We start from the raw sequence: 25,808 nt of genomic DNA, 5'->3' as shown, positions 1-25,808 counted from the left end.
ACTTATGCCCGGCACGGGTGCAGAAGATAAGCACCGTCATAAAACAGCGCGCAAACCTCGCACCAAAGTCTCATGTGAGCGCCCTAGCTCGGTCGTACCAGCAAACGCCCCTTCAACGCCAGATGCAGCGTACCCACCCACAGGAAGATGAGGAAAGCCGTACCCGCCACCGTCAAGGCAGGACCAACCAACCCCAGCGAGCCAGCAGCCGCCAAGCGAATACCGCTCGCCGCCATGGAAGCCATACCGAACGAGAAACCCCACATGCTCATCGAGAAACCACCCTCAAGAGTCCACGGGAGCAAACGCATCAAGAAGAACAGCTGCAGAATGCCATAACCGGTCAGCACCAGGAAGAACCAGTCCACCGTGCCGCCATTAGCCGCCAGGTACGCGTTACCACCCACAAAAGGCGGCGCCATCTGAATACCAATAATGCCGCGCTCCCCCTGAGGTAGCGGAGTCAAGGTGCGCAGGCGGCTCAGAATCGCGGCCTCGACACTGAACCACGAAATCAGGCCCGCACCGAAGAAGAGCATCGCCATATCGTGCCACCCCACAAAGCCCATCGCCGTAGCGGTCGCAAAATTCGTCGCCACAGTCGGCAGATACAGCACCGGCGAAGCGGCCTCAGGCACATACCCACCACGCCACGTACCGGCAATGCGGTGAGAGGCAAAGTACAGCTGCCCCACAGCTCCCAGCACCACCAGGGTCAGAGCCGGAACCTCAGCATACGGGTAGAGAGCCGCACCCATCTGCGCCGTCGTCGCCGGAATCAGCGAAAAGAAGCAGGTACGCGCCGGATGCTCCCAAAAACTACGCACCCACGCACGGTACTTCACCACCGAATGAACCAAAAACCCCACAAGGAGCAGCCACACCACAGCGTTAAAAGCCAGGATGCTCTCCCCCACCCATTCAGGCGCCATTCCCTTCGACGCACCGGTACGCCAGGCAGCACCCAAAGCACCGGTGCCCAGCGCCACCGCAAAATAATTGACCGGCACGCTGAGACCGCGACGGGCGCTCTGCTCGCTCTGAAGGGAAGAAGGCATTAGGTTTTACCTCTCATAGTTGTAGGGCAGGATGGGGCACGCAGCCCCAATATGTGTTTCGACGGTACCGGAGCATGGGCAACGCCATAGGAACCAGGGACCAGAAAATCATTCTATGTTTTTAAGCCTATACAAGCTGGAAGTCCGTGACGTACTTTAACCGATTCCGGTCACGCAATGTCTTGAATCTTCACGCTGTGTTTTGAATCTTCGCACAGACAAAATCATGCACAAAAAAATCGCCCCCGACGCCTAAACGTCGGGGGCGACTACTAGCTAAATGCTAGAAGCTACAGGTGCATACCTTAGGCAGCAACGGCAGCCGGATCAACGGGGATGCCGGGGCCGAAGGTGGTAGCAACGGTTGCCTTGGAGATGTAACGACCCTTAGCCGAAGAGGGCTTCAGACGGTTAACCTCTTCCAGAGCTGCCTGGAAGTTCTCCTCGAGCTGCTCAGCGGTGAAGGAAGCCTTACCGATGATGAAGTGCAGGTTGGAGTTACGGTCAACGCGGAAGTCGATCTTACCGCCCTTGATGTCTGCAACAGCCTTTGCAACATCCATGGTCACGGTACCGGTCTTGGGGTTCGGCATCAGGTTACGGGGACCCAGGATCTTACCCAGGCGGCCGACCTTGCCCATCATGTCGGGGGTTGCAACCGCTGCGTCGAAGTCAGTCCAGCCGCCAGCGATCTTTGCGATCAGCTCGTCGGAACCAACGTAGTCAGCGCCAGCTGCCTCAGCCTCAGCAGCCTTGGGGCCTGCTGCGATAACGACCACGCGAGCGGTCTTACCGGTGCCGTGGGGCAGGTTCACGGTACCGCGAACCATCTGGTCTGCCTTACGGGGGTCAACGGACAGACGCATTGCAACCTCAACGGTTGCGTCGGTCTTGGTGGAAGAGGTTTCCTTCGCCAGGGCAACTGCCTCAGCGGGGGTGTAGAGCTTACCCTCTTCAATCTTGGCTACAGCTGCCTTGTACGCCTTGCTGCGCTTTGCCATCTGCTTTTCTCCTTATGCAGTTGTGGTCTCGTGAGCCGCGCTCGGCTCTGCCACATCCCGTCCATACGACGGGCATTTACAAGTTCTGTGTAGAAAAATCTACGGTGCCGATTACTCGGCTATTCGGCGAACCGAAATTACTCGACGGTGATACCCATGGAACGAGCGGTACCTGCGATGATCTTGGAAGCAGCATCCAGGTCGTTTGCGTTCAGGTCGGGCATCTTGGTCTCAGCAATCTCGCGCACCTGAGCCTCGGTCAGCGAACCAACCTTGGTGGTGTGAGGAACAGCGGAGCCCTTAGCAACGCCAGCAGCCTTCTTGATCAGCTGGGAAGCCGGAGGGGTCTTGGTGATGAAGGTGAAGGAGCGATCCTCGTAGACGGTAATCTCAACGGGGATGATGTTACCGCGCTGCGACTCAGTTGCAGCGTTGTATGCCTTGCAGAACTCCATGATGTTCACACCGTGCGAGCCCAGTGCGGGGCCGACGGGGGGAGCCGGGTTAGCGGCGCCTGCCTGGATCTGCAGCTTAATGAGGCCAGTGACCTTCTTCTTGGGAGCCAATGTAGGGTCCTTTTCTTAGCTGGGAACCGACGCACAGGAGCGTACGCCGGCAAGACGGTGACCGTGGCGCGGTCACCCGTGCATCCACATGAAAGCGTGACATGCGCATACACAAACCAACATTCTAGCGTTAATCAGCGACTTAATCCAGCGCCAGCTAGCAGAAAGAGTAAACCTCACCTGCGCAGCCGCCACCGGCTATACAGCCGCTACAAAATATGAGCCCCACACCGAAGTGCGAGGCTCATATTCACACGCTAAAAGCGTTAAATCTTTTCGATCTCGGTGAAGCTCAAGGTCACCGGGGTATCGCGGCCGAAGACGGAAATCATCACGACAATCTGCTGGGACTCGCCCTTGATCTCCGAAACGGTAGCGTCCATGCCCTCGAAAGCACCGGACTTCACGCGGACATTCTCGCCCACAGTGTAGTCGGACTCGATAACGGGCTTGGAAACAGGCAGACCCTGGCTCTGCTGCTGCTCTTCGAAGACCGGCAGGAGCATGTCGAAGACCTCGTCCATGCGCAGCGGGACCGGGTTGTACGCATCCTGACCCACGAAGCCAGTCACACCGGGGGTGTGGCGGACAACGCCCCACGAGTGGTCGGTCAGTTCCATACGAACCAGAACGTAACCGGGAACACGCACGCGGCGGATGGTCTTCTTCACGGTGTTCTTGAACTCAACCACGGTCTCCATGGGAACCTGAACCTCGAAGATCTCATCTTCAGCTTCCAGGTTCTGGATACGGGTCTCGATACCGGTCTTCACCTTGTTCTCGTAGCCGGAGTAGGTGTGAACCACATACCAGTCGCCCATCTGACGGCGCAGCTTGGACTTGAATTCTTCCAGAGCGTCGACTTCCTCAGCAGCCTCAGCAGCTGCTTCAGCCACCTCGACAGCCTCGGTAGCTTCCTCAGCCTGCTGCTCAATAGCTGCAGACTCCTCAGTAGCCTCAGCAACGGCTACCTCGACCTCTTCAATCTCGGATACCAGTTCCTGCTCGGACACGTCGCTCCTACTTTCTATCGTTAATCATCTAGAGAGGACTTCCACTCGCCAATGCGCTGAGGGAAATCACTGATGGGGCACCCCAAATAAGGATGCAGCCTGTACTAGTTACGCTGAATGGTTCCGTTACCGAAAATCCAGAATGCTCCCTGGCCGAAAAGATAATCCAGACCAGAAATAAGAAGGAGCATCACCACGACGAAGAACAGAACTCCGAAGAAGTAACCAACCAGTTCACGTCCGGTGGGAGTAGTAACCTTCTTCAACTCCGCAAAAACTTCACGGAGGAATGCAAAAATACGGCCGAAGAAACCGAGCTTCTTATCGTTCTTCGACGATGCGCCGGGCTTAACAACCTTCTCGGCGGTAGCAGACGATGCCATTTCTTCTGCCCCTTTCTGAGTCTAAAAAAGTACGCCCGGGGTGCGGGCGTACAAATTATTTATTGAGGCAATAAAAGCAGGGCGGACAGGACTCGAACCTGCAACCTGCGGTTTTGGAGACCGCTGCTCTACCAATTGAGCCACCACCCTTTGAAGCGTTAACTTCAGGTGTGAGAGTTGCTTCTCACTTGTCTACTCCTCCACTGCCTCCTAAGCCGTGGCTTTAGAGGGGCAAACAATTACACCCTTGCGGGTGCAGAACTAACTGTAAACCATCTTTCGGGGCTGATGCAACTTCAAAATGTAATATTTTTCGAAAAACCTCTTGAGATACCTTGACGAAGGGTTCCGTATCGCTACTAGTGGACCGTATCCTATTACAAGGAACGCCGCACACACCCGCGCCCATCACGCGCGGATTGGTCCCACACGTGCATTCCCATCACCTATTTCCTTGTCGACTTCACGCCGGCAGCGCACAAGAAGAAAGAGAAGAGAGCCCCATGGCGCGTATTTCAAGCCGCATCGGTGCCATCGCACCCTCCGCAACCCTTGCCGTCGACGCAAAGGCAAAAGCACTCAAGGCTCAGGGACGCCCCGTCATCGGTTTCGGCGCAGGCGAACCGGACTTCCCCACCCCCGCGCACATTGTGGACGCCGCACGCGAAGCGCTCAACGACCCCAAGAACTTCCGCTACTCCCCCGCCTCCGGTCTTCCCGAGCTGAAGAAGGCAATCGCGGAAAAGACCCTGCGCGACTCCGGCGTAGAGATTGACCCCTCCCAGGTTGTCATCACCAACGGCGGCAAGCAGGCGGTCTACCAGGCATTCGCAACCGTCATTGACGAAGGCGACGACGTCCTGCTGCCCGCACCCTACTGGACCACCTACCCCGAGTGCATTCGCCTGGCTGGCGGTAACCCTATCGAGGTTTTCGCCGGTAGCGACCAGCACTACAAGGTCACCGTCGAGCAGCTCGAAGCGGCCTACACCCCCGCCACCAAGGCGCTCATCTTCGTCTCCCCCTCCAACCCGACCGGTGCCGTCTACACCGAAGAAGAAACCCGCGCCATCGGCGAATGGGCACTTGCCAAGGGCATCTTCGTTCTGACCGACGAAATCTACGAGCACCTCACCTATGACGGTGTTCAGGCAGTCTCTATCCTGAAGGCAGTACCCGAGCTCGCTGACCTGTGCGTCATCCTCAACGGCGTGGCAAAGACCTACGCCATGACCGGCTGGCGCGTGGGCTGGATGATTGGCCCGCGCGACGTCATCGCCGCAGCCTCCAACCTGCAGTCCCACATGACCTCCAACGTCAACAACATCGCCCAGCGCGCAGCCCTCGCCGCGCTGACCGGCCCGCAGGACGACGTGGAAATCATGCACGCAGCCTTCGACCGCCGCCGCCGCACCATCGTAGATGGCCTGAACGCTATTGAAGGCGTGCACTGCCCCGTACCCACCGGCGCGTTCTACGCCTACCCGGACGTACGCGAACTGCTCGGCAAGGAAATTGAAGGCGTACGCCCGCAGACCACCGCAGAGCTGGCTGAGCTCATCCTCGAAAAGGCTGAGGTCGCCGTAGTTCCCGGCGAGGCATTCGGTCCCAGCGGCTACCTGCGCCTCTCCTACGCCCTGAGCGACGAGGACCTGGCGGAGGGCCTGGCACGCCTGCAGAAGTTCCTCGGTCAGGCACGCGACTAGTTCCGCCCCCTCTGAGCGCGCCTGCTGAACCTGCAACTCACCCCGTGGGAAGCGGTTCAGACGTGGGATAAACCGGTGCGAAACGATCAATCACAGGACTATTGACCGTTTTTTGTCCTAAAAACGGAGAATCCCACAAATATTTAAAAATATTTTTAAAACGAATGAGGCTTCCCGCATCTTTACAGATGTGAGGAAGCCTCATTCGCCTCTTCGGTGCCATAGGTGGGAAAGGGCGGCTATTTGTGTTTCAAACCCAAACATACAGGTTTCAAAAACCTGAACTTTTCAGCACCAAAACCGGCGTTCCCACGGCTTTCCACCACTACCCACACAACCCAAACATCGCTAAAATAGAGACCAAGAGAACGACCTCCCGACCGGCGAACATTCGCGTGCCGAATTCGTGGAGGTCATAGTTATATACACGCGCGCGCACAACACCTAAAACGCGCAGACATTAGGAGCCAACTATGAAGATCGGTCTGCTTACTTCCGGCGGCGACTGCCCCGGCCTGAACGCTGTCATCCGCGGCGCTGTCCTCAACGGCGTCAAGAAGTACGGCTACGAGTTCGTCGGCTTCCGTGATGGCTGGCGCGGCGTCGTTGAAGGCGACTACATGGACCTGCCCCGTCAGAAGGTCCGCGGCCTGGCAGCCCAGGGCGGCACCATCATCGGTACCTCCCGCACCAACCCCTTCGACGGCCCCAACGGTGGCCCCGAAAACATCGAAATCATGATGGAACGCCACGGCATCGACGCAATCGTTGCTATCGGCGGTGAAGGCACCCTCGCAGGCGCAAAGCGCCTGGCAGACGCAGGCCTGCCCGTCATCGGTGTCCCCAAGACCATTGACAACGATCTGCGCGCAACCGACTACACCTTCGGCTTCGACACCGCAGTGTCCATCGCAACCGAGGCAATGGACCGCATCCGCACCACCGGTGAATCGCACCACCGCTGCATGGTTGCAGAGGTCATGGGCCGCCACGTCGGCTGGATCGCACTGCACTCCGGTATGGCAGCAGGCGCACACGCAATCCTGATTCCCGAGGTCAAGGTCTCCATGGAGCAGGTTGCTGAATGGGTCAAGGAAGTACACGACCGCGGCCGCTCTCCCCTGGTTGTTGTTGCTGAAGGCTTCATCCCCGAAGGCTTCGACGACGTCATGGCAAACAAGGGTACCGAAAAGGACGGTCGTCCCCGCCTCGGTGGCATCGGTGAGTACATCACCCACGAGATCGAGAAGATGACCGGCGTCGAAACCCGTAACACCATCCTGGGCCACATCCAGCGCGGTGGCGCACCCACCGGCTACGACCGCGTGCTCGCAACCCGCCTGGGCATGGGCGCAGTCGACATGGTCGCTCAGAAGCAGTGGGGCAAGATGGTCTCCGTTCAGGGCACCGAAATCAAGTACGTACCCCTCGAAGAGGCACTGGACGGTCTGAAGTCTGTACCTCAGGAACGCTGGGAAGAAGCAGCCGTCCTCTTCGGCCGCTAAACCCCGCAGGCTCAGCAAGACCGCTGAGCACACATACTAAGACCGCGGAGGCGGGCACTCGTAACGGGTGCCCGCCTCCGCGGTCTTATCTGAGGTATTTTCTAGTTCAGGCGGTTTTTGGCTGGGAAGCGCCTAACGCTTCAGGAAGTCCTGACCAGCCAAAGAACGACGCGCCACCTCACCGGACTCCGGCGAAACCACCGTCGTCTGAGCCACCGCATACTCGGTCGCCGGCGCCGGCGAACCATCCGGCTGGAAGTCGCCGCCATCAACCGCACGCAAAGGCGCCTGCGGATCAACGCCACGCTTAATCACAGCCAGCGCAATCGGGCCCGCCTCATAATGCAACGCCACCGAGGTAATACGACCGACCGGGCGGGACTTGCCCTCCACGAACAACTCACTACCTACCGCGGGCAGGGTGTGCTCCGAACCGTCAATATCCAAGAACACCAGGCGGCGCGGCGGGCGACCCAGGTTATGCACGCGAGCCACCGTCTCCTGACCCTTGTAGCAGCCCTTATCGAAATGCACCGCGGTGCGGGTGTAATCCAGCTCCTGCGGAATGGTCTTATCGTCAGCTTCAGTGCCGTAGCGAGGGCGCCACGCCTCAATACGCAGAGCCTCCGCAGCCCACAGGCCCGCAAAACGCGCATCCGCAGATTCAGCCAGGGCCGGCAGGACAGAGCGCGGCACAATGCTCAAGAAACGCACGTAGTCCGCGCCGGGGTGGGCGTCACCCGCCTCGTCGTAGCGGTAGCTACCCGGTGCCGGAGTGTGCCAAGGGTCCTCCCACACCAGCGGCTTGCACTCAGCGAGCGCCGGATGCACCGAACCGTCCTGCAGAATCGGGTTGCGGGCGCTCTCCAGCACGGCGTACTCGTCGCTGAGGTTCTGCACCTCAACGCGCATCATGAACTTCATGCGGTTCAGGTAATCGGTCAGCGGCTGAGCTTGGTCGCCCTCCACGATCAGCCAGAGCGCCTCGCCGTCTTCGATAGCTGCCGGGGCGTACTCCACGCGTCCCTGGGGCGAAAGCAGCAGGAACTCGCGGCTCTCCCCGGCGGTCATGCCGGTCAGAATCTGCGAGGCGATGGAGGTCAGCCAGGTCTGACGATCCGGACCCGCAACACGCACCACGCCCATGGAGGAGCGGTCCACCAGCACCAGCGGTTCCTCCGCACCGGCGGAGCGGTCAAAGCTGAGGGCGCGCTGCTCCAGCATGGGGTTGCCGTAGTGCGCGGCAACGCCAGCATCCAGACCGGAGGTTGCAAAAGCGCCGTGCAGGCCCAGCAGGGGGCTCGCGGGGCGGGCGGCATCGGGCTGGGGTGCCTCAGCCTGAGGGGCTTCAAGCGAAGAATCAGTCACGGAAGGTGCACCTTTCACGCAAAGAGTCTGCCCCGCCATTCAGCGGGGCAGACATAAGTAATTTATTAGGCGGTGGGCTCGGAGCCGGGCTCGCCGGTGGGCTCTTCGCCGTCCAGGGAACCGAACATCGAGGTGCCCAAGGAGTCGCCGGTCATCGACGAGGTCTTGCGCAGTTCAGCGGAGGCGTGCTTGTGCAGCTTACCCTCGGCGTCTGCGACCTCCCAGTCCCACATGAGGTTGCCGTTGACCAGGCCCCACAGGCGCACGGAGCCGGCGTAGTCGTGGGAAATATCATCGCGTAGCAGGTTGCCGGTCTGCATGCGAATGACCGGGCCCTTGACCATGCCCACGTAGTTTTCGCTAATACCGCCGGGGTGCGCAATGGTCGCCAGCAGAGAGAATCCGTCGTCGGCATTGCGGAGAGTCTCTACGCTTGCCGCGTCAGCGAAGGCGGGAACAACGTCCTTGGGGACAATACCGAAGCCGCCGTCAGCGTCGGTCAGGGGGCGGTCGATCTGCCAGAAACCGGTTTCAACGGTGATGGGGCGCAGCTTCTGACCCTCGTCATCGAGCAGGAAAGACTCAGCGCGGTATTCGATGAAGGGCAGACCATCCTGCTCAAAAGTAATAATCTGGCCGAAGGGGGTGTTTTCCTGGCCTTCGTACCACATGGTTCCGGTGCCTTCCCAGGTGCCGAGCAGCCATGCGAAGGGAACAAGTTCAGGGGTTAGGTTGGTAGGGATTTCAATAGCCATACCTTCCATTTTAGTACCCGTGCGTACAACGGTAGCCTGTTCGTTCGCTCACGGCACGGGGTAGCGCCGCCGTCTGCAGAGTAAACGGTACGGCAGGCAGCATAAAGAAAACCCCCAACCGGAGGGGACCGGGTGGGGGTTCACGCTGTCATTGGCGAGGCGGTACGAACCGTACGACCGCCTAAAGCCCTGTGTGGGCGATGCTTCTGCTCTGTGCGGGAAGACTACTTCTGGCCGCTGAAGAGGCCACGCAACACTGCGAATGCACCGATACCGATGCACACGGAGATAATAGCCATCAGCGACATGAAGAGAGCTTCAAGAGCCATAAGATTGTTTTCCATGCCTTAAACCTACCACAGTCCCACCCCGAAAGGGCGCAGAATCAACGGCTGAAACATAGTGGACACCCAAGCCGCTTCCCGGATGCAAGACCTGCCTAGCGCCGGGCAAGACCCCGGTTCCGCACCAGCATGCCAGAACCCCTGTAGTCATCGGTTGAAAAGGCTATATGAACAGTCCGGAATACGATATTTGTGCCCCGCCTGCGCCGGCTCCCACAGCTGCATCACAGCCGGGCGAGTACACTAGAAAGAGCCAAAAGTTTTACACGGGAAATATGCAGGAAAGGAGAGATTGTGTACCGTATTGCGCTTATGAGCGATACCGCCGCGCAGGATATGATCCCCTCGCTGAGCCTCCTCAGCCACAAGGTACACGTCTTCCCCCTCGACACTGCCCACACCACCCTCGAATCTGAAGCTTTCGACCTGCTCATGGTCGACGCCCGCACCGCACTCGTCAAAGCCCGCCAATGCGCCCAGCTATTGCGCGCCGCCGGCGTACAGTTGCCGCTCATCGCACTTCTGAATGAAGGCGGTATGGCGGCGGTTGCAGCCTCCTGGCAGGTTGACGATATTGTTTCTGACCAGGCGTCCCCCTCCGAAATGGATGCGCGCCTGCGCCTCGCCATCAAGAGCGACGCAGCCGCAGAAGAAGAGAACTCCGAAGAGCGCATCGTGCGCGCGGGCAACCTCGTCATTGACACCCAGGCGTACTCGGCGCACCTCTCCGGCACCGCTCTGAATCTGACCTTCAAAGAGTTTGAACTGCTCAAGTTCATGGCTCAGCACCCCGGCCGCGTCTTCTCCCGCGCCCAGCTACTCTCCGAGGTGTGGGGTTACGACTCCTACTACGGCGGCACCCGCACCGTGGACGTGCACGTGCGTCGTCTGCGTTCCAAGCTCGGTACCGAATACGAGCAGATGATTTCGACCGTGCGTAACGTGGGCTATTCCTTCAACAGCACCCGCTAAATTTTGGGGTTCCAACCCCTGTTTTGGTGTACCCGTTATGAAGTAGCCTCGCCGCTGAGCCGAGTACCAGAATGTGTAAATGTTCCGGTTCTTGTCATATTCGTCCAGGACGAAGAACAAACTCTTCAAAGAGCAACTATCCCCGGTAGAGTTGAATCAGAAGGCTACGAAAGAAGGCGATGATGGTACACAGTCAGACACCCAATCCCTCCACCCTGCCCGCTGAAAGCTCCCTTGTCTACGCGGAACCGCAGCTCACCGAAGAGCTGTTGGAACGATTCGATTCCTTTGCGCAGAAGGTTGCCCGCCATGACGGCGTCTCGGCGTTCTCTGAGCAGACCCGCGTTGAGCTGAGCAAGGCATTGCGCGAAAGCACCCTCATTCCTCCGCGTTTCTTTGTCGCCGAGGATAACGGCACCCTCGCCGCCGTCTTCGTGGCGCTCACCCCGGCAAACGACGAAGATACCGGTGTAATTGAGGCAGCCGTCGCCCCCGAATACCGCGGACGAGGCGCCGGCAGCGCATTCTTCGACCACGCCGTCCGTCAGCTGGGTGAAGACGCCGTACGATACCGACTCTGGGTTCACGGCAGCGCCACCGACACCGGCATTGAAAGCCCCGCCCACGCGTTCGCTACCCTGCACGGCTTCGAGCCGGTGCGCGTGCTGTACAAGATGGTTCTGCCCCTGGACGCTCAGACCCGCGAAGAGCTCGTGGAACGCTCTGACGCGCGCACTCTGCCGGAGAACCTGCGGATGCGCACCTTCACCGGCGCGGACGAGTTCCCCTGGTTGCGCGTGAATGCCGCAGCTTTTGCGCATCACCCGGAGCAGGGCAAGCTCACCCTTGCCGATTTGCGCGAGCGCACCGGCTCCCCCTGGTTCCGTCCTGAGGGTTTCTTCATCGCCTCCGAGGTGGATGATGACTCCGCCATTGCGGCATTCACCTGGACGAAGATTCCGACCGGTCAGGAGCAGGGCGAGCTGTCCCCCTCCGGCGAGATCTATGTGGTGGGTGTGAACCCGCAGGCTCAGGGAGGCGGCCTGGGCCGAACCCTCACCCTGCGCGCGCTGGCGTACCTGGCTTGTGCGGAGGATGAGAACGGTGAGCCGCTGCGCGCCATCGACCTGTACGTGGATGCCGATAACACCGCCGCATACTCCCTCTACACTTCGTTGGGTTTCGGTGTGGCGACGGTTGACCGCATGTACGCCCCCGCCCAGCAGGCTGAGCCTGCCGCCTAGTTTTGGTGCGCCACAGTTGGCGTGCCTCTTCACGACTTATCCCCGAGCAGAAAGGCAAGTACAGTATGGTACCCGCCCCCAATGGCCTGAATAAGGCGCCTAAGCCTAAGCCGTCTGAGCCGGCACCCATGACCGGTGTCATTCATATCGGCCACGATATTTCGAAGATTGAGCGTGCCGAGTCCCGCGGCGACCGCATTGAGAAGGGCGAGAAGCGCTCCTACTTCAGTCTGGAAGAGGAGTTCGGCCCGGAGCGTTTCTTCGACCGTGAGAGCAGCTGGCTGGACTTCAACACCCGCGTGTTGGAGCTCGCGGAGGACCCGAACCTGTTCCTGCTGGAGCGTCTGAACTTCCTGTCGATTGTGGCGTCCAACCTGGACGAGTTCTTCATGGTGCGTGTGGCGGGTCTGAAGCGCCGCATTGCGACCGGTCTGGCGGTGCCTTCGGCTGCCGGTCTGAGCCCCGAGGAGCAGATGGAAGAGATTGCTGAGCGTGCCCATAAGCTGCAGGAGCGCCACGCCGATGTGTTCCACAACCAGGTTCTGCCTGCTCTGGAGGAGCAGAACATCCGCATTGTCGGTTGGGACGACTTGGATGCGGACGCTAAGCAGCGCCTGCGTCAGGAGTTCATGCAGGACATCTTCCCGATTCTGACCCCGCTGGCGGTTGACCCGGCGCACCCCTTCCCCTACATTTCGGGTCTGTCGCTGAACCTTGCGGTGCTGGTACGTAACCCGCAGACCGGCAAGGAGCTGTTCGCCCGCGTGAAGGTGCCCGATCAGCTGGACCGCATGGTCTCTGTGGATGGTTCCCGCGCCGCTAATACTGCGGGCCGCGAGAGCCGCTACATTGCGCTCGAAGACATCATTGCTGAGCATCTGGACGCCCTCTTCCCGGGCATGGAGGTCGTGGAGCACCACGTCTTCCGCGTGACCCGTAACGAGGATCTTGAGGTGGAAGAGGACGATGCAGAGAACCTGCTGAAGGCCCTGGAGAAGGAGCTTCTGCGCCGTCGTTTCGGTCCTCCGGTCCGCCTGGAGGTTGAGGACACCATCAACCCGACCATCCTGGATCTGCTGATTTCTGAGCTGAACATTGACGAGTCCGAGGTGTACCGCCTGCCGGCTCCGTTGGATTTGCGCGGCATGAGTGCGATTGTTCGCGCGAACCGCCCGGCTCTGCACTACCCCAAGCACATTGCGCACACCTCCCGCTGGCTCAACGCCACCGAGACCGCGAAGGCTGCGGACGTTTTCGCTGCCGCCCGCGACCACGACGTGCTGCTGCACCACCCGTACGATTCCTTTGCGACCAGTGTGCAGGCGTTCCTGGCTCAGGCAGCCGCTGACCCGCGTGTTCAGGCGATTAAGCAGACCCTGTACCGCACCAGTGGCGATTCCCCCATCGTGGATGCGCTGATTGAGGCGGCTGAGGCTGGCAAGCAGGTTGTGGCGCTGGTCGAGATTAAGGCTCGTTTTGATGAGGAAGCCAACATCTCCTGGGCTCGTAAGCTGGAGCGCGCCGGCGTGCACGTGGTGTACGGCATCGTGGGTCTGAAGACTCACTGCAAGCTGTCGCTGGTGGTGCGCCGCGAGGGTAACCATCTGCGCCGTTACGCGCACATTGGTACCGGTAACTACCACCCGTCGACCGCTCGTTTCTACGAGGATTTGGGTCTGATTACCTGTGATGAGCAGATTTGTGAGGACGTCTCCCGCCTGTTCAACCAGCTGTCCGGTTACGCCCCGAAGACCAATTACCAGTCGCTGCTGGTGGCGCCGCGTACTCTGCGTAGCGGCCTGATTGAGTGCATCGACCAGGAGATTGAGAACCACAAGGCGGGCCGCCCGGCAAAGATTCAGATCAAGTGCAACTCCATGGTGGATGAAGCCGTCATCGATTCGCTGTACCGTGCTTCGCAGGCTGGCGTGCCGGTGGATGTGGTGGTTCGCGGTATTTGTGCTCTGCGCCCGGGTGTTAAGGGCCTGAGCGAGAATATTCGCGTCCGTTCGGTGCTGGGTCGTTTCTTGGAGCACTCGCGCGTGTTTGCCTTTGAGAACGGTGGCGATCCGATCGTCTACATTGGTTCTGCCGATATGATGCACCGTAACCTGGACCGCCGTATTGAGGCTCTGGTGCCGGTGAAGGATCCGCGCCACGTGAAGTACCTGCGTGACATGTTCACCATCTACATGAGTGATTCTTCGCGTACTTGGCACCTGGATTCTGAGGGTAACTGGACCCGCCACGACACCGATGATCAGGGTAACCCGCTGCAGGATGTGCAGTCCTACTACCTGAGCTCGCGTTCCCGTAAGAACGTGGTCGATAAGGTCTAAGGCTGTGCCGCTGACCTAGCGGTGATTTCTGGTCGTGAACCCCGTCTGTTCTCGCGCTTTATGGCGTGGGGCAGGCGGGGTTTTCCGCGTGTCGTGTAAAAACGTGCGGTGGACTAGTGCACTTAGCGCAAAAGTGAACAACAGGTTACGTTGAGATTACAACTTGACCGTTCTCTCGCCTACAATTAGACACGGAGCATGGTGCCCTCTGGCATTGTGCGCAAGCCTAGCGAAGAGGTTCAGAGAGAGATATGGCACCGCTGGATTCCCCCTCCATCTACTACTCGGCACGACGTTTTGACGCGGTCAACAGCATTGACCGTTCCCCCGCAAACACTGCGGATATTGTTGCTTCTGGCGCACTGATTTGGCGCATGCGCGACGGTGCGCTTGAGGTCCTGATCATTCACCGCCCCCGTTATGATGACTGGTCCTGGCCTAAGGGCAAGCAGGATCCCGGCGAGTCCCTAGCTGAGACTGCTATTCGTGAGATTCGCGAAGAGGTCGGCCTGCAGGTTGTTCTGGGTGTGCCCCTGGCGGTGACTTCCTACCCGGTGGGTGGCCGCCCTAAGGATGTTTTCTACTGGTCCGCTGAGCTTCCCGAGGGTGCCCGCGCCCTGGCGGATGAGGGTGAAGTGGATGAGCTGCGCTGGGTATCCACCGAGGTTGCTCGCGCCCTGCTGACCAACGAGGACGACCTGGCTCCTCTGGAGTCCCTGGAGGCTCTCGCGGAGGCGGACGTGCTGCGCACCCGCCCGGTGCTGATTGCCCGCCACGCGAAGGCTAAGCCGCGTTCGAACTGGGCTGCCGCTGAGGATGACCGCCCGCTTGCGGCTACCGGCAAGCGCCAGGCGTTGGCTTCTAGCCGTCTCTTTGCGGCGTGGGCTCCGAGCCGCATTATTTCTTCCCCGTGGCTGCGTTGCGTTCAGACCGTGACCCCGTATTCGGTGGATTACGGTGTTTCGGTAAAGGAGAAGAAGTCCCTGTCGGAGGCTGGGGCTCAGCGTCACCCGGCGCGTACTGCCCGCGTGGTGGCTTCGCTGTTCGATAAGGATTCTTCGTCCCTGCTGTGCACCCACCGCCCGGTACTGCCGCAGGTGATGGATGTTCTGCGCGAGTACCTGTTTGAGGGTTCCGCGGAGATACTTCCGACCGAGGACCCGTACCTGGAGCCCGGCGATGCCCTGGTCCTGCAGGTGACCGAGGGCGATGATCCGCGTATTGTCTCGGTGGAGCGTGTACGCGCGGCTCTGGACTAGGTTCTAGGCTAGATTTTTATCTTTTCATAGCGAGCGCGCTGGGCTTTATGCTCAGCGCGTTTGCTCTACCTGCACCCCGTTTGCGGGTTTTACAATAGAGGGGCGGTTGCTTCTTTGCCGCCTCTCACGTCTACTGACAGGATTCAAGGTTTTTCTTATGACTCACGCAATCCCCACGCCCTATGAAGATCTTCTGCGCGAAATCCTCGAGGAGAACAAGGACGCCATTGCGGCGGATGCGCAGCGTTCCGACCGTACCGGCACCGGCACCTTCGGTGTTTTCGGCCGTCAGATGCGTTTTGATCTGCGTGAGTCGTTCCCGCTGATTACCACCAAGCGTGTGCACTTCAAGTCGGTTGCTATTGAGCTGCTGTGGTTCCTGCGCGGTTCGTCGAATGTGCGTTGGTTGCAGGAGCGCGGCGTGACCATTTGGGATGAGTGGGCTGATGAGAACGGCGATTTGGGTCCGGTGTACGGCGTGCAGTGGCGTTCGTGGCCGACCCCCGATGGCGGCACGATTGACCAGATTGCGAAGGTCATTGAGTCACTGAAGAATAATCCGAGCTCTCGTCGCCACATTGTTTCGGCGTGGAACCCCGCCGAGGTGGATAGCATGGCGCTTCCGCCCTGCCACGCGCTGTTCCAGTTCTACGTGCACGAACGCGCCGACGGTGTGAAGGAGCTGTCCTGCCAGCTGTACCAGCGTAGTGCCGATATGTTCCTGGGCGTGCCCTTCAACATCGCCTCGTATGCATTGCTGACCTACCTGATTGCCGAAGAGGTCGGTATGGTACCGGGCGAGTTCATCTGGACCGGCGGCGACTGCCACATCTACTCGAACCACCTGGAGCAGGTGAAGAAGCAGCTGGGCTACGGCACCGACCCGGAGGGTAACCCCTACCCGCCGCGCGAACCGTACCCCTACCCGAAGCTGGTTATTAAGACGAAGAAGCCTTCTATTTTTGATTACGAGTATGAAGACTTTGAGCTGGTGGATTACAAGCACCACCCTGGTATTGCCGCCCCGATTGCGGTCTAACTGCAGGTAGTTCTAGGAGGCATGATGTTTCGTCTGGGCGCTATTTGGGCTCAAACCGATGCCGGCATCATTGGTCGTAACGGGGATATGCCCTGGTACGCGCCGGAGGATTTGGCGCACTTCAAGAAGGTGACGCTGGGTGCCCCGGTGATTATGGGTCGCCGCACGTGGGAGTCCTTCCCGCCGCGTTTCCGCCCCCTGCCGGGCCGTATGAATATCGTGATTAGCCGTTCGGTCACCGAGGCAGAAGAACGCGACGGCGCCCTGTGGGTTCCTTCACTGGATGCGGCACTGTACGCGGCTCGTGACGCCGCGGGCGCGCCGGTCGAAGCTACCCCCGCAGATACCGCCGCGGTTGATGCTTGGATTATTGGTGGCGGCTCCGTGTACGCGGAGGCGCTCTCCCGCACCGACCTGCCCGCCTTCGGTCGGGTGGAGACGGTGGAGCGGACCCTCTTCTACTGCCAGGAGGGCAACGAGATTACCGGCGATACGCGAGCGCCCGAACTGCAGCTTGCAAATTCTGCGGGTAACTGCGAGGGCAGCTCCCCGAACGGGTGCTGGCGGGTCACCTCCGAGAGCGCCTGGGAGAATAGCGAGAAGGGTTACCTGCTCGATGAGTCGGGCACGAAGAACCCCATGTACTTCTCGTTCCAGCGCCTGGAACGTCTCTCCTAAAGAGCGCCTCCCATAGATAAAACCCCAAACTGACAGTTCAAGCCTGCGGCTGCTCCATCCGGAGTGCCGCGGGCTTGAACGCTTTAACGCGCCCCGATACAGTACCCGGTGCAGTACCTGGTACCGAGCCTAGCGCCTGCGCAGAATGTACCGTTCCGAATATCAAATTTTTTGTACGGTGTTAGTCCGCACCCGCCAGCCTAAGAGTACACTGGGAACCATGAACTTTAATCCCGGTGACTCTGTAGGTTTTGTTGGCTGGCGCGGCATGGTGGGCTCCGTCCTCATGAAGCGCATGGTTGAGGAAGGCGACTTCGAGGGCATTACCCCCGTCTTCTTCACTACCTCTAATGTTGGTGGCGCTGCGCCCACCTTCGACGGCGTAATTGAGTCGTCCGAACTGAAGGACGCATACGACATTGATGAGCTGCGTAAGCACTCGATTATTGTGACCGCTCAGGGCGGTGGCTACACCGAGGCTGTGCACCCGAAGCTGCGTGCAGCCGGCTGGGACGGCCTGTGGATTGATGCCGCTTCCACCCTGCGTATGAACGATGACTCCATCATCGTGCTGGACCCCATTAACCGCGACGTCATCGACCGCGGCCTGGCATCCGGCGTGAAGGACTTCGTCGGCGGTAACTGCACCGTCTCCTGCCTGCTGATGGGCCTGGGCGGCCTCTTCAAGAACGACCTGGTCGAGTGGGCTACCTCCATGACCTACCAGGCTGCATCCGGCGGCGGTGCCCGCCACATGCGCGAGGTGCTCGCACAGTTCCGCGACCTGGGCAACGAGGTCTCCGAGGAGCTGAACGACCCCGCATCCGCAATTCTGGACATCGACCGCAAGATTCTTGCTAAGCAGCGCTCCGGTGAGCTGGATTCCTCCCAGTTCGGTGTGCCGCTCGCCGGCTCCCTGATTCCCTGGATCGACTCGGATCTGGGTAACGGCCAGTCCCGCGAAGAGTGGAAGGCTGAGGTTGAGACCAACAAGATCCTGGGCCGCTCCGAAGATGACAAGATCACCATGGACGGTCTGTGCGTCCGTATCGCTGCGATGCGCTCGCACTCTCAGGCGCTGACCATCAAGCTTAAGAAGGACCTGCCGCTCGAGGAGATTGAGCGCATCATCGCTGAGGACAACCCCTGGGTTCGCTTCGTGCCGAACGAGCGTGAGGCTTCCATGGAGCAGCTGACCCCCGTGGCTGCTTCCGGTTCTCTGGAAATTCCGGTTGGTCGCGTGCGTAAGCTTGCAATGGGCCCCGAGTACATTAGCGCGTTCACCGTGGGTGACCAGCTGCTCTGGGGTGCTGCTGAGCCGATTCGCCGCATGCTTCAGATTGCTGTTGGCAAGCTCTAAAGCTCACTGACAAGCTATAAGAAAGCCCTCGCTACCATTCTTATCGGATGGGAGCGAGGGCTTTTTGCGTCTGTCTATAGCTTGCGCGAACCGGATTAGCACTGGCCGGATTAGCGTGAGCTGGTTTAGCGCTGGTTTGCGGCGACGGCTTTGCGTTCTGCCTTACGTGCGGCTTTGCGTTCCTTACGCTGCTGTCGCCAGGCGCGGTAGCGGTACCAGGCGGTGAGCACCACGTGCTTCATGAAGACATTGGCGCGGCGTGCCCAGGTGAATTCGGTACCCCAAATGCCCAGGCCGATGAAGATGAACAGCCAGCCGGGGCCGGGGGTGACGAGCATAATCAGTCCGGCGATAAAGCAGAAGGCGCCCACGCCGATGACGAGGGGCTTGTAGAGATGACGCATGACCGGATGCGCGTGCATACGTTCCTTGCGGGCTTCGAGCCAGCGGTGAAAGCGGCTGGTCTCGCTTTCTTTGACTTCATCTTCAATAGTTTTCAGGGGTGGTCCTTCCAAACGTGCCGTAGGCGAGTTTCACCGGGCGGCGGTGGTTAGAGAATAGCACCTACCGCTGAATGGGTGCTGTGAAAGATTTCTTCATGTTGAGATTTTTCCGTCATCTTCAAAATTTTTTCGTTTCAATAGTGTTCAAGTCGAAAGTACCTTTATACACTGTAAGGGAACAATTCACCCGGCACTTGTGCCTAAACACTAAGGAAGCGACCCACTACCGTGTCCTCCCCTCGTCCCGTATCAACGGACTCATCCCGCACCAACGCTGTTGCACCCGCTGGTACCTCTGCACCCGCTGCTGAACGCAACGCCGCACCGACCCTCAACGAACGCCTCGAAAACCTGCCCTTCACCCGCGCCCACGGCAAGCTCCTGGGCATCTCGGGTCTCGGCTGGGCGCTGGACGCCATGGACGTTGGCCTCATCTCCTTCGTCATGGCGGCACTCATCAAGGAATGGCAGCTCAGCCCCACCGAAGCCTCCTGGCTCGGATCCATCGGATTCGCCGGCATGGCGCTCGGTGCAACCTTCGGCGGCCTACTCGCCGATAAGCTCGGCCGCCGCTACATCTTCGCCCTCACCCTGCTGATTTACGGTCTGGCGACCGGCGCATCCGCCCTGGCAACCTCCCTGGGTGTGCTGCTCGTCTTCCGTTTCCTGGTTGGTCTGGGTCTGGGCGCGGAACTTCCCGTGGCGTCCACCCTGATTTCTGAGTTCTCGCCGCGTGCTATTCGCGGGCGCGTCGTGGTCGCCCTGGAGGCTTTCTGGGCTCTGGGCTGGATCCTCGCCGCGCTCATCGGTACCTTCGTCGTTCCGCAGGCTAATGGCTGGCGTTGGGCGCTTGCCATCGGTCTGATCCCCGCCATCTACTCGCTCGTAATCCGTATGGGAACCCCCGAGTCGGTGCGCTTCCTGGAGTCGGTCGGCAAGCACGATCAGGCACGACAGGTGGTCGAACGTTTCGAGGCCTCCCCCGCGCTCTTCTCCCGAACCGGTAAGAAGCAGACCGAAGACGCTTCCGCACACGGTGCCGCAGAAAGTGCCGACAACGCAGAATCCGCGAAGATTCACTCCATCTGGGCTGCCGGTCAGCGCCGCAAGACCATCGCCCTGTGCGTCATCTGGTTCTGCATCAACCTCTCCTACTACGGCGCATTCATCTGGATTCCGGCGCTGCTGAACGCCCAGGGCTTCAGCCTCGTGAAGTCCTTCGCGTTCACGCTCATCATGACCCTCGCCCAGCTGCCCGGCTACGCGGTCGCCGCCTACCTCATCGAAAAGTGGGGCCGACGCGCAACCCTGGCGACCTTCCTGCTCGGCTCCGCCCTCGCAGCGGCTGGCTACGGCATGGCGCACTCCGAGGTATTCATTATCCTCGCCGGTTGCATGCTCTCCTTCTTCAACCTCGGCGCGTGGGGTGCCCTCTACGCCCTGAGCCCGGAAATCTTCCCGACCCACCTGCGCGGAACCGGCACCGGTGCCGCCGCCGGCATTGGTCGTATCGCCTCCATCGCGGCGCCGCTCATTGTGCCGCCGCTGATCGCATTCGGTGGAACCCCGCTGCTCTTTACGCTCTTCTCCACCGCGTTCCTGGTAGCGGCAACCACCGTGTTCCTGTTGCCTGAACGCCGCGGCGAATCCCTCTAACGAGCCGCCTAGCCTACATGATGGGCTGTCCCTCCTGAACGCTTTTTCCGAGCAACCAGAAGGGACAGCTCATTTGTCATTTAAGCCCCCTATCCATGCGCCACAACCTCAAACTATGAGAGGATACGTTCTATGCTCGATTCCTTCCTCTCCAGCCCCTACCGCACAGAGTTCAGCCCCTGGCCCGTGAGCGAACACTACGCCACCGAACGTGCCGGCGGCGTGCCCGAAGCCATGCTACTGCCGGGCGAACTCACCGTGCACCGTGGCGACGGGGCAAAAATGAGCTACTACCTGGACTGGCCCGAGGAATTCAACGAATACACCCGCGCAATCACCCTGCGCCCGCGCACCAAAAATGGCTACCTACAGGACTTTACGCTCAGCGTCGCCGTACGCGACGGTCAGGCTGTCTTCACCGCAACCGCCCTCAGCTTCTGGGAGCAGCGCGACGGCCGCCCCTACGACCGCGAGCCCATCGCCCGCGGCTACGTGGACGTCGCAGCCTACGAATCCTGCGAGGAATACGCAGGCAATTCCGCCACGCCCGCCCTCATCGGCTGGGATATCGCAGACCTCTACCCTGCACGCATGGCGCTCATCCGTGCCCTCTGCGAAGGAATCGCCAGCAGCATCACAATGGGCACCCAAATCCTCGCGGACGGGCAGGTACAGGTCGACCACAAGGACGGGGATCTGCTCGCCCTACACGTAAACGCGATTAGCACCGTAGGCGGCATGGTCCGCGCCCTCATCATCGAACAGGATCGTGTGCCCAGCGGCGTATCCACCGGCACCACTACTGGCGCCTCCGAGCGTGTCGACCTGCAGACGCGCGCCTACTACGCTAATGTGCTTTCCCCCGTTCCCGGCGAGTTCGGCAACCTTGTCTGGTCACACAGCGAGGACGCGGAATACTACCCCTACCGACCCACGCGTCACAAGCCGATTTTCCACGCCCCCTGCCCGCCGCAGAAGCTTCCGCTGGCGGTTCAGGTACTGATGGAGCACCTGCCCGCCGCTCCGCTGGCTGCAACGCGCACAGCGCCCAAGCGCAGGCCCTACCTGCCGGGGCAGGCGCGCGTCTCTTCCCCTCGCCACTAGCTCAGCGGGTGGATAAAACGCTTCGGGCGGTCTCTTCATCAGAGACCGCCCGAAGCGTTTATTCTATGCGCCCTCGCGCTACGAGAGACGAGAAGTTTAGCATTTAGATTTCGCCGTTGACCACGACAGGCTCAGGAACCAGGGTCACGCCAAAACGTTCACGCACGCCGTCACGCACAGCGCGGGCAATAGCGAAGATGTCCTCAGCGGATGCGCCGCCGCGGTTCGTAATCGCCAGGGTGTGCTTGGTGGACAGGCTCGCGCGGCCCTGGGCGATCTCGCGGGACTCACCCTCCAGGCCGAAGCCCTTATCGAAGCCTGCGTGCTGAATCAGCCATGCAGCCGAAAGCTTCACACGGTCCGGGTCCTCGACACCGGCGGTGAACGGGGAAGTCTTCACAACCACCGGGAAGTTCGGGGCGCCCTCGGGCAGGGACTCCAAGGTCGAGCGGGGCACAATCGGGTTGGTAAAGAAAGAACCGGTCGAGAAGGTGTCACGATCCTCGGGGTTGAGTACCATGCCTTTGGAGCCGCGCAGCTGAAGCACCTTCTCGCGCACCAGAGCGGATTCGGCGCGCTCGCCGGGCTCAACACCCAGGCTCTTCGCCAGCTCGGCGTAGCGAATCGGGGAAGAGAGGTTGCCGAGGGTGAACTGGAAATCAACAGTCAGCACCACGTAGCGGGGCGAGCCGTTGACAGTTGCGCGCTTGAGCACCGAGTCGCGGTAGCCGAAGCGCAGGTCTGCGCTCGCGAAGGTCTTCCGAGTGTTCTTTTCACGGTCCCAGGTGCGTACGGAGGCGATGAACTCGCCCACCTCCACGCCGTAGGCGCCGACGTTCTGCACGGGGGTCGCGCCCACGGTACCGGGAATGCCGGAGAGGGCCGCGGGGCCGACCCATTCGTTCTCGATGCTGAGCTTGACGAAGTCATCCCAGATGGTGCCCGCCTGTACGCGCACGTTTGCGCCGCCGCATGCGGGGATGGGCAGAACCTCTACTCCTTCGGAGGCGATGTGCACGACGGTTCCGTTGAAGCCTTCGTCGGAAACCAGCAGGTTGGAGCCGCCGCCCACGATGAGGACGGGTTCGCCTGAGGCGTCTGCAGCGGAGACTGCTTCGATAATTTCTGCTTCGGAGGTGGCGCGGACGTAGGTCTTAGCGGGGCCGCCTACCTGGGCGGTGGTCAGTTCGCTCAACAGCTTTTCAGTCATAGGTTAAGAATACCGGTCGTTGTGCGGGGTCGACACCCACCACGCGTTAAAGTCACGAAAACCTTATGGTGATTTTGCCTTCATTTTCCGCCGCACCTTTCTCAGAAAAACGCCACCACTCCGCCGGTAAGCACACAACCTCGGCGAGCACGCAAAAGCCCCGGCACCACCGCATCGGGTAGCGTCGGGGCTTTCACACAGCTATCTGCGAGCGCAGAAACTCTATGCCGAGAGACTACGCCGAAAGACGAACCACAGCCTGGCTCTTCATCAGAACCTTCTGCTCCTTGCCCTCCTCGTCACGCGCGGTGACGGTCAGGTCAATGCGGGCGGTGCGCTCCTCCTCATTCAGAGCACCCACCTTACCGCTAATAGTCAGGGCGTTCGTGGGGGTATCGGGGTTTTCACCGCCGGGCGCATCCGCCACGGGAACGGGCTTGGTGAAGCGAGTCTGATAGTCCACAATCGCACCGGGGTCGCCTACCCAGTCGCTCACGAGCTGCACGGCGGTACCCATGGTCAGCATGCCGTGAGCAATCACGCCGGATAGGCCCACCGACTGGGCAAAACGCTCATTCCAGTGAATCGGGTTGAAGTCACCGGATGCGCCAGCGTAACGCACCAGCGAAGCGCGGGAGAGCTCCACGGTACGCGAACCGATTTCCTGGCCCTTTTCAAGATCTTCAAAACGCACCATTAGTTCTCCTCCTCAGCACGAACCAGCAGGGAAGAAATGCAGGTGGTGACCGGCTCGCCCTGCGCGTCAACGATTTCTTCGCGGGTGGTCAGCATAGCTCCGGCACCCATGACACGCACGGAGTCCACGTGAACTTCGGTGCGCAGTTCATCACCGGCAACGATGGGGCGGTGGTGGGTGAAGCGCTGGTCGGCGTGCACCACGCGGGAGAAATCAATACCGGCGGAATCGTCATTGATGAGTGCCGCGTCGGCTGCCTGCGCCAGGATAATGGCGAAGGTCGGCGGGGCAATCACATCTGCGTACCCTGCCGCGCGGGCTGCCTCAACGTCGTGGTGGAGGGGGTTTTCTGCGTGAACTGCTCGGGCAAATTCGCGGATCTTTTCGCGGCCGACAACGTAGGTGTTCTCGGACGGGTAGACCCTGCCCACAATCTCAGGGTTAATGCTCATGGTTTCAGTCTACCGCTCTTGTGCACAGTGTTCAGCTTGGGCGCACAGAGTGGACAGACCACTGTACAGGTAACCGGCGTGCAGGCAACCAGCGTGCAGGCGTGCAGTATTTCGTCGCATTTTTACCTGCTAGCGAAGGCCCCTACCCATCCAGCCCAAGCAGGCGTAGGCTGGACGGGTACCCGCAATCAATCAAGAAGGAAAAATTGTGTCTTCCAACGTAAAAATTTCGGTGCTTGACCTGATGCCGCATCGACCCGATCAGCGTCAGCACCAGACTATGCTCAACACCATCGATGCCGCCCGCGCGGCTGAGTCCTTCGGCTACGAGCGTTTCTGGGTCGCCGAGCACCACAATGCCGGTTCCCTGCTATCTTCGGCGACCGTCGTGGTCATGGCGGAGATTGCCGCCGCAACCGAGCGTATTCGCGTGGGTTCGGGCGGCATTATGCTCCCCAACCATGCACCCTACGTGGTGGCGGAGCAGTTCGGTACCCTCAACGCATTCCACCCCGGTCGTATTGACCTGGGTGTGGGTCGTGCGCCCGGCACCGACCCGATGACCGCCGCCGCTCTGCGCCGCGACGATTCTGCCGCCATGAGCTTCCCCGCCGAGGTGCAGCAGCTGCAGCGCTTCCTGGGTGAGCCCTCCCCCATGCACCGCGTGCACGCCATTCCCGGCCAGGGCTCGAAGGTGCCCCTGTACATTCTGGGTTCTTCCCTGTTCGGTGCGCAGCTTGCCGCACAGCTGGGTCTGCCCTACGCGTTCGCTTCGCATTTTGCGCCCGCAATGCTGCAGGAGGCGGTAGACACCTACCGCGCAAACTTCAAGCCCTCGGAGCACCTGGAACAGCCCTACGTCATGGTGGGTGCCACCGCAATGCTCGCTGATACCGACGAGCGGGCACGCTACCTGTACACGAGCCAGCAGCAGCATTTCCTGGGCGTGGTGCGCGGCAATCTGTCTTTCGCACCTCCCGTGGAAGATATGGACGCCGTCTGGACCGACGCGGAGAAGATGCACATTGAACGCATGACCGCCGAAGCAATCGTAGGTTCCCCCGCGACCGCGCAGGCTCGTATTGAGGACCTGGTGGCGCGCACGGGCGCTGACGAGCTCATTGTCATGACCGAGGCGTGGGAGCATGAGGACCGCCTGCGCTCCTACGAGCTACTGTCCCAGCTGCCGGTGGTACGCCGCGCCTCCTAACGCTTTGATCAGAGCATAAAGACGAAGCCCCCGAGTATTTTTCTCGGGGGCTTCGCTATGCCCGGTATCGAGCCGTGCGCTGAGCGCATGCAGACCGGGCCTCAAGCAAAGAAAATAGGCAGACAAAATTGGAAAACAAAAAAGCCTGCCTCCGAAGAGACAGGCTTATCTGAGCCCCGACCGGGAATCGATCCCGGGACCTCCATCTTACCAAGATGGCGCTCTACCACTGAGCTATCGGGGCGTAGCGGTGGACGGGCTCGATCCGTCGACCTCACGATTATGAGTCGTGCGCTCTAACCAGCTGAGCTACACCGCCACATCATTAATACGTGCTCTCGCATGAATTAATGAGAGAGCCCCGACCGGGAATCGATCCCGGGACC

General features: G+C 60.3%; 23 protein-coding genes and 3 tRNA genes. 12 read left to right on the top strand and 14 right to left on the bottom strand.

All coding sequences use genetic code 11. The annotated features are described in order from the left end of the window. Positions 1-83: 83 nt before the first annotated feature. From HMPREF2605_RS02180 to HMPREF2605_RS02155, 6 genes are all read right to left on the bottom strand, one after another. Complete coding sequence (locus HMPREF2605_RS02180) at positions 84-1,058, bottom strand: TDT family transporter (protein WP_070846805.1); 975 nt, start codon at positions 1,056-1,058, stop codon at positions 84-86. Positions 1,059-1,363: 305 nt separating this feature from the next. Next, positions 1,364-2,059: a 50S ribosomal protein L1 gene (gene rplA, locus HMPREF2605_RS02175; protein WP_005504876.1), complete on the bottom strand. Its 696-nt coding sequence runs from the start codon at positions 2,057-2,059 to the stop codon at positions 1,364-1,366. 137 nt (positions 2,060-2,196) lie between these two features. Further along, the gene (gene rplK, locus HMPREF2605_RS02170; RefSeq protein WP_005504870.1) at positions 2,197-2,625 is read right to left on the bottom strand and encodes a 50S ribosomal protein L11; all 429 of its coding nucleotides are present in this window, start codon (positions 2,623-2,625) and stop codon (positions 2,197-2,199) included. A 266-nt stretch (positions 2,626-2,891) separates the two neighbouring features. Further along, a complete protein-coding gene (gene nusG / locus HMPREF2605_RS02165; RefSeq protein WP_049327539.1) occupies positions 2,892-3,638 on the bottom strand; it encodes a transcription termination/antitermination protein NusG in 747 nt (248 codons plus the stop codon). 104 nt (positions 3,639-3,742) lie between these two features. After that, a complete protein-coding gene (gene secE / locus HMPREF2605_RS02160) occupies positions 3,743-4,021 on the bottom strand; it encodes a preprotein translocase subunit SecE (protein ID WP_070688594.1) in 279 nt (92 codons plus the stop codon). Positions 4,022-4,098: 77 nt separating this feature from the next. Then, a tRNA-Trp gene (locus HMPREF2605_RS02155) sits at positions 4,099-4,171 on the bottom strand. A 353-nt stretch (positions 4,172-4,524) separates the two neighbouring features. Between HMPREF2605_RS02155 and HMPREF2605_RS02150 the strand changes: the two genes are divergently transcribed. Next, positions 4,525-5,727, top strand: coding sequence for a pyridoxal phosphate-dependent aminotransferase (locus HMPREF2605_RS02150; protein WP_049341095.1), 1,203 nt, complete (start codon positions 4,525-4,527; stop codon positions 5,725-5,727). A 473-nt stretch (positions 5,728-6,200) separates the two neighbouring features. Beyond that, entirely contained in the window at positions 6,201-7,232 is a 1,032-nt protein-coding gene (locus tag HMPREF2605_RS02145) for a 6-phosphofructokinase (RefSeq protein WP_005504866.1), read from the top strand. Positions 7,233-7,364: 132 nt separating this feature from the next. Here HMPREF2605_RS02145 and HMPREF2605_RS02140 read toward each other — a convergent pair whose 3' ends face one another. Beyond that, positions 7,365-8,600: a CAF17-like 4Fe-4S cluster assembly/insertion protein YgfZ gene (locus HMPREF2605_RS02140; protein WP_070846804.1), complete on the bottom strand. Its 1,236-nt coding sequence runs from the start codon at positions 8,598-8,600 to the stop codon at positions 7,365-7,367. A 65-nt stretch (positions 8,601-8,665) separates the two neighbouring features. Continuing rightward, positions 8,666-9,355, bottom strand: a complete 690-nt coding sequence (locus HMPREF2605_RS02135; protein WP_049347335.1) for a nitrobindin family protein — start codon at positions 9,353-9,355, stop codon at positions 8,666-8,668. 638 nt (positions 9,356-9,993) lie between these two features. Between HMPREF2605_RS02135 and HMPREF2605_RS02130 the strand changes: the two genes are divergently transcribed. From HMPREF2605_RS02130 to asd, 7 genes are all read left to right on the top strand, one after another. After that, the gene (locus HMPREF2605_RS02130) at positions 9,994-10,671 is read left to right on the top strand and encodes a winged helix-turn-helix transcriptional regulator (RefSeq protein ID WP_080974862.1); all 678 of its coding nucleotides are present in this window, start codon (positions 9,994-9,996) and stop codon (positions 10,669-10,671) included. 179 nt (positions 10,672-10,850) lie between these two features. Then, positions 10,851-11,915: a mycothiol synthase gene (gene mshD / locus HMPREF2605_RS02125; RefSeq protein WP_083324837.1), complete on the top strand. Its 1,065-nt coding sequence runs from the start codon at positions 10,851-10,853 to the stop codon at positions 11,913-11,915. Between the two features lie 65 nt (positions 11,916-11,980). Next, positions 11,981-14,254, top strand: a complete 2,274-nt coding sequence (locus tag HMPREF2605_RS02120) for an RNA degradosome polyphosphate kinase (RefSeq protein ID WP_083324836.1) — start codon at positions 11,981-11,983, stop codon at positions 14,252-14,254. A gap of 251 nt (positions 14,255-14,505) precedes the next feature. Further along, positions 14,506-15,513, top strand: coding sequence for an NUDIX hydrolase (locus tag HMPREF2605_RS02115; RefSeq protein WP_070846803.1), 1,008 nt, complete (start codon positions 14,506-14,508; stop codon positions 15,511-15,513). Positions 15,514-15,670: 157 nt separating this feature from the next. After that, on the top strand, positions 15,671-16,552 hold the full coding sequence (locus HMPREF2605_RS02110; protein WP_070846802.1) for a thymidylate synthase: 882 nt from the start codon (positions 15,671-15,673) through the stop codon (positions 16,550-16,552). A 24-nt stretch (positions 16,553-16,576) separates the two neighbouring features. Beyond that, positions 16,577-17,230: a dihydrofolate reductase gene (locus tag HMPREF2605_RS02105; RefSeq protein ID WP_070846801.1), complete on the top strand. Its 654-nt coding sequence runs from the start codon at positions 16,577-16,579 to the stop codon at positions 17,228-17,230. 220 nt (positions 17,231-17,450) lie between these two features. Then, entirely contained in the window at positions 17,451-18,590 is a 1,140-nt protein-coding gene (gene asd / locus HMPREF2605_RS02100; RefSeq protein ID WP_070846800.1) for an aspartate-semialdehyde dehydrogenase, read from the top strand. 125 nt (positions 18,591-18,715) lie between these two features. On the opposite strand, the gene HMPREF2605_RS02095 is transcribed toward asd, so the two are convergent. Continuing rightward, the gene (locus tag HMPREF2605_RS02095) at positions 18,716-19,012 is read right to left on the bottom strand and encodes a PGPGW domain-containing protein (RefSeq protein ID WP_239663377.1); all 297 of its coding nucleotides are present in this window, start codon (positions 19,010-19,012) and stop codon (positions 18,716-18,718) included. Positions 19,013-19,321: 309 nt separating this feature from the next. Here HMPREF2605_RS02095 and HMPREF2605_RS02090 point away from each other — a divergent pair, with 309 nt between their 5' ends. Then, positions 19,322-20,749 carry an MFS transporter gene (locus HMPREF2605_RS02090; protein ID WP_049353809.1) on the top strand — a complete coding sequence of 476 codons (1,428 nt, stop codon included), beginning with the start codon at positions 19,322-19,324 and terminating at the stop codon, positions 20,747-20,749. Between the two features lie 132 nt (positions 20,750-20,881). Next, positions 20,882-21,853 (top strand): histidine kinase, encoded by a 972-nt coding sequence (locus HMPREF2605_RS02085; RefSeq protein WP_070846799.1) that lies wholly within the window; start codon positions 20,882-20,884, stop codon positions 21,851-21,853. A gap of 103 nt (positions 21,854-21,956) precedes the next feature. Here HMPREF2605_RS02085 and HMPREF2605_RS02080 read toward each other — a convergent pair whose 3' ends face one another. The 3 genes from HMPREF2605_RS02080 to HMPREF2605_RS02070 form a co-directional block, all read right to left on the bottom strand. Continuing rightward, entirely contained in the window at positions 21,957-23,063 is a 1,107-nt protein-coding gene (locus tag HMPREF2605_RS02080) for a UDP-N-acetylmuramate dehydrogenase (protein WP_070846798.1), read from the bottom strand. 235 nt (positions 23,064-23,298) lie between these two features. After that, positions 23,299-23,760, bottom strand: a complete 462-nt coding sequence (locus HMPREF2605_RS02075; protein ID WP_049353811.1) for a MaoC family dehydratase — start codon at positions 23,758-23,760, stop codon at positions 23,299-23,301. Continuing rightward, positions 23,760-24,212, bottom strand: a complete 453-nt coding sequence (locus HMPREF2605_RS02070) for a MaoC family dehydratase N-terminal domain-containing protein (RefSeq protein ID WP_005504824.1) — start codon at positions 24,210-24,212, stop codon at positions 23,760-23,762. The genes HMPREF2605_RS02075 and HMPREF2605_RS02070 overlap by 1 nt, the downstream gene beginning before the upstream one ends. Positions 24,213-24,420: 208 nt before the next feature. Here HMPREF2605_RS02070 and HMPREF2605_RS02065 point away from each other — a divergent pair, with 208 nt between their 5' ends. Further along, positions 24,421-25,422, top strand: a complete 1,002-nt coding sequence (locus HMPREF2605_RS02065; protein WP_049353812.1) for an LLM class flavin-dependent oxidoreductase — start codon at positions 24,421-24,423, stop codon at positions 25,420-25,422. Between the two features lie 172 nt (positions 25,423-25,594). Here HMPREF2605_RS02065 and HMPREF2605_RS02060 read toward each other — a convergent pair. Together HMPREF2605_RS02060 and HMPREF2605_RS02055 are read right to left on the bottom strand one after the other, a co-directional pair. Next, positions 25,595-25,666: transfer RNA gene (locus tag HMPREF2605_RS02060), tRNA-Thr, on the bottom strand. 1 nt (position 25,667) lies between these two features. Further along, positions 25,668-25,741 (bottom strand) — tRNA-Met (locus tag HMPREF2605_RS02055). Positions 25,742-25,808: the final 67 nt, after the last annotated feature.

The sequence above is a fragment of the Rothia sp. HMSC065C03 genome (assembly GCF_001837295.1).
Taxonomy (GTDB): domain Bacteria; phylum Actinomycetota; class Actinomycetes; order Actinomycetales; family Micrococcaceae; genus Rothia.
The sequence above is the reverse complement of the archived record's forward strand: the minus strand, read 5'-3'. Positions and strand labels throughout refer to the sequence as shown.

Bases quoted from the DNA above. Each gene is read 5' to 3' on its own strand.
- HMPREF2605_RS02180 (WP_070846805.1), bottom strand. From the start codon at position 1,058: ATGCCTTCTTCCCTTCAGAGCGAGCAGAGCGCCCGTCGCGGTCTCAGC.
- rplA (WP_005504876.1), bottom strand. From the start codon at position 2,059: ATGGCAAAGCGCAGCAAGGCGTACAAGGCAGCTGTAGCCAAGATTGAA.
- secE (WP_070688594.1), bottom strand. From the start codon at position 4,021: ATGGCATCGTCTGCTACCGCCGAGAAGGTTGTTAAGCCCGGCGCATCG.
- HMPREF2605_RS02150 (WP_049341095.1), top strand. From the start codon at position 4,525: ATGGCGCGTATTTCAAGCCGCATCGGTGCCATCGCACCCTCCGCAACC.
- HMPREF2605_RS02145 (WP_005504866.1), top strand. From the start codon at position 6,201: ATGAAGATCGGTCTGCTTACTTCCGGCGGCGACTGCCCCGGCCTGAAC.
- HMPREF2605_RS02135 (WP_049347335.1), bottom strand. From the start codon at position 9,355: ATGGCTATTGAAATCCCTACCAACCTAACCCCTGAACTTGTTCCCTTC.
- mshD (WP_083324837.1), top strand. From the start codon at position 10,851: ATGATGGTACACAGTCAGACACCCAATCCCTCCACCCTGCCCGCTGAA.
- HMPREF2605_RS02120 (WP_083324836.1), top strand. From the start codon at position 11,981: ATGGTACCCGCCCCCAATGGCCTGAATAAGGCGCCTAAGCCTAAGCCG.
- HMPREF2605_RS02115 (WP_070846803.1), top strand. From the start codon at position 14,506: ATGGCACCGCTGGATTCCCCCTCCATCTACTACTCGGCACGACGTTTT.
- HMPREF2605_RS02110 (WP_070846802.1), top strand. From the start codon at position 15,671: ATGACTCACGCAATCCCCACGCCCTATGAAGATCTTCTGCGCGAAATC.
- HMPREF2605_RS02105 (WP_070846801.1), top strand. From the start codon at position 16,577: ATGTTTCGTCTGGGCGCTATTTGGGCTCAAACCGATGCCGGCATCATT.
- asd (WP_070846800.1), top strand. From the start codon at position 17,451: ATGAACTTTAATCCCGGTGACTCTGTAGGTTTTGTTGGCTGGCGCGGC.
- HMPREF2605_RS02095 (WP_239663377.1), bottom strand. From the start codon at position 19,012: ATGCACGCGCATCCGGTCATGCGTCATCTCTACAAGCCCCTCGTCATC.
- HMPREF2605_RS02085 (WP_070846799.1), top strand. From the start codon at position 20,882: ATGCTCGATTCCTTCCTCTCCAGCCCCTACCGCACAGAGTTCAGCCCC.
- HMPREF2605_RS02080 (WP_070846798.1), bottom strand. From the start codon at position 23,063: ATGACTGAAAAGCTGTTGAGCGAACTGACCACCGCCCAGGTAGGCGGC.
- HMPREF2605_RS02075 (WP_049353811.1), bottom strand. From the start codon at position 23,760: ATGGTGCGTTTTGAAGATCTTGAAAAGGGCCAGGAAATCGGTTCGCGT.
- HMPREF2605_RS02070 (WP_005504824.1), bottom strand. From the start codon at position 24,212: ATGAGCATTAACCCTGAGATTGTGGGCAGGGTCTACCCGTCCGAGAAC.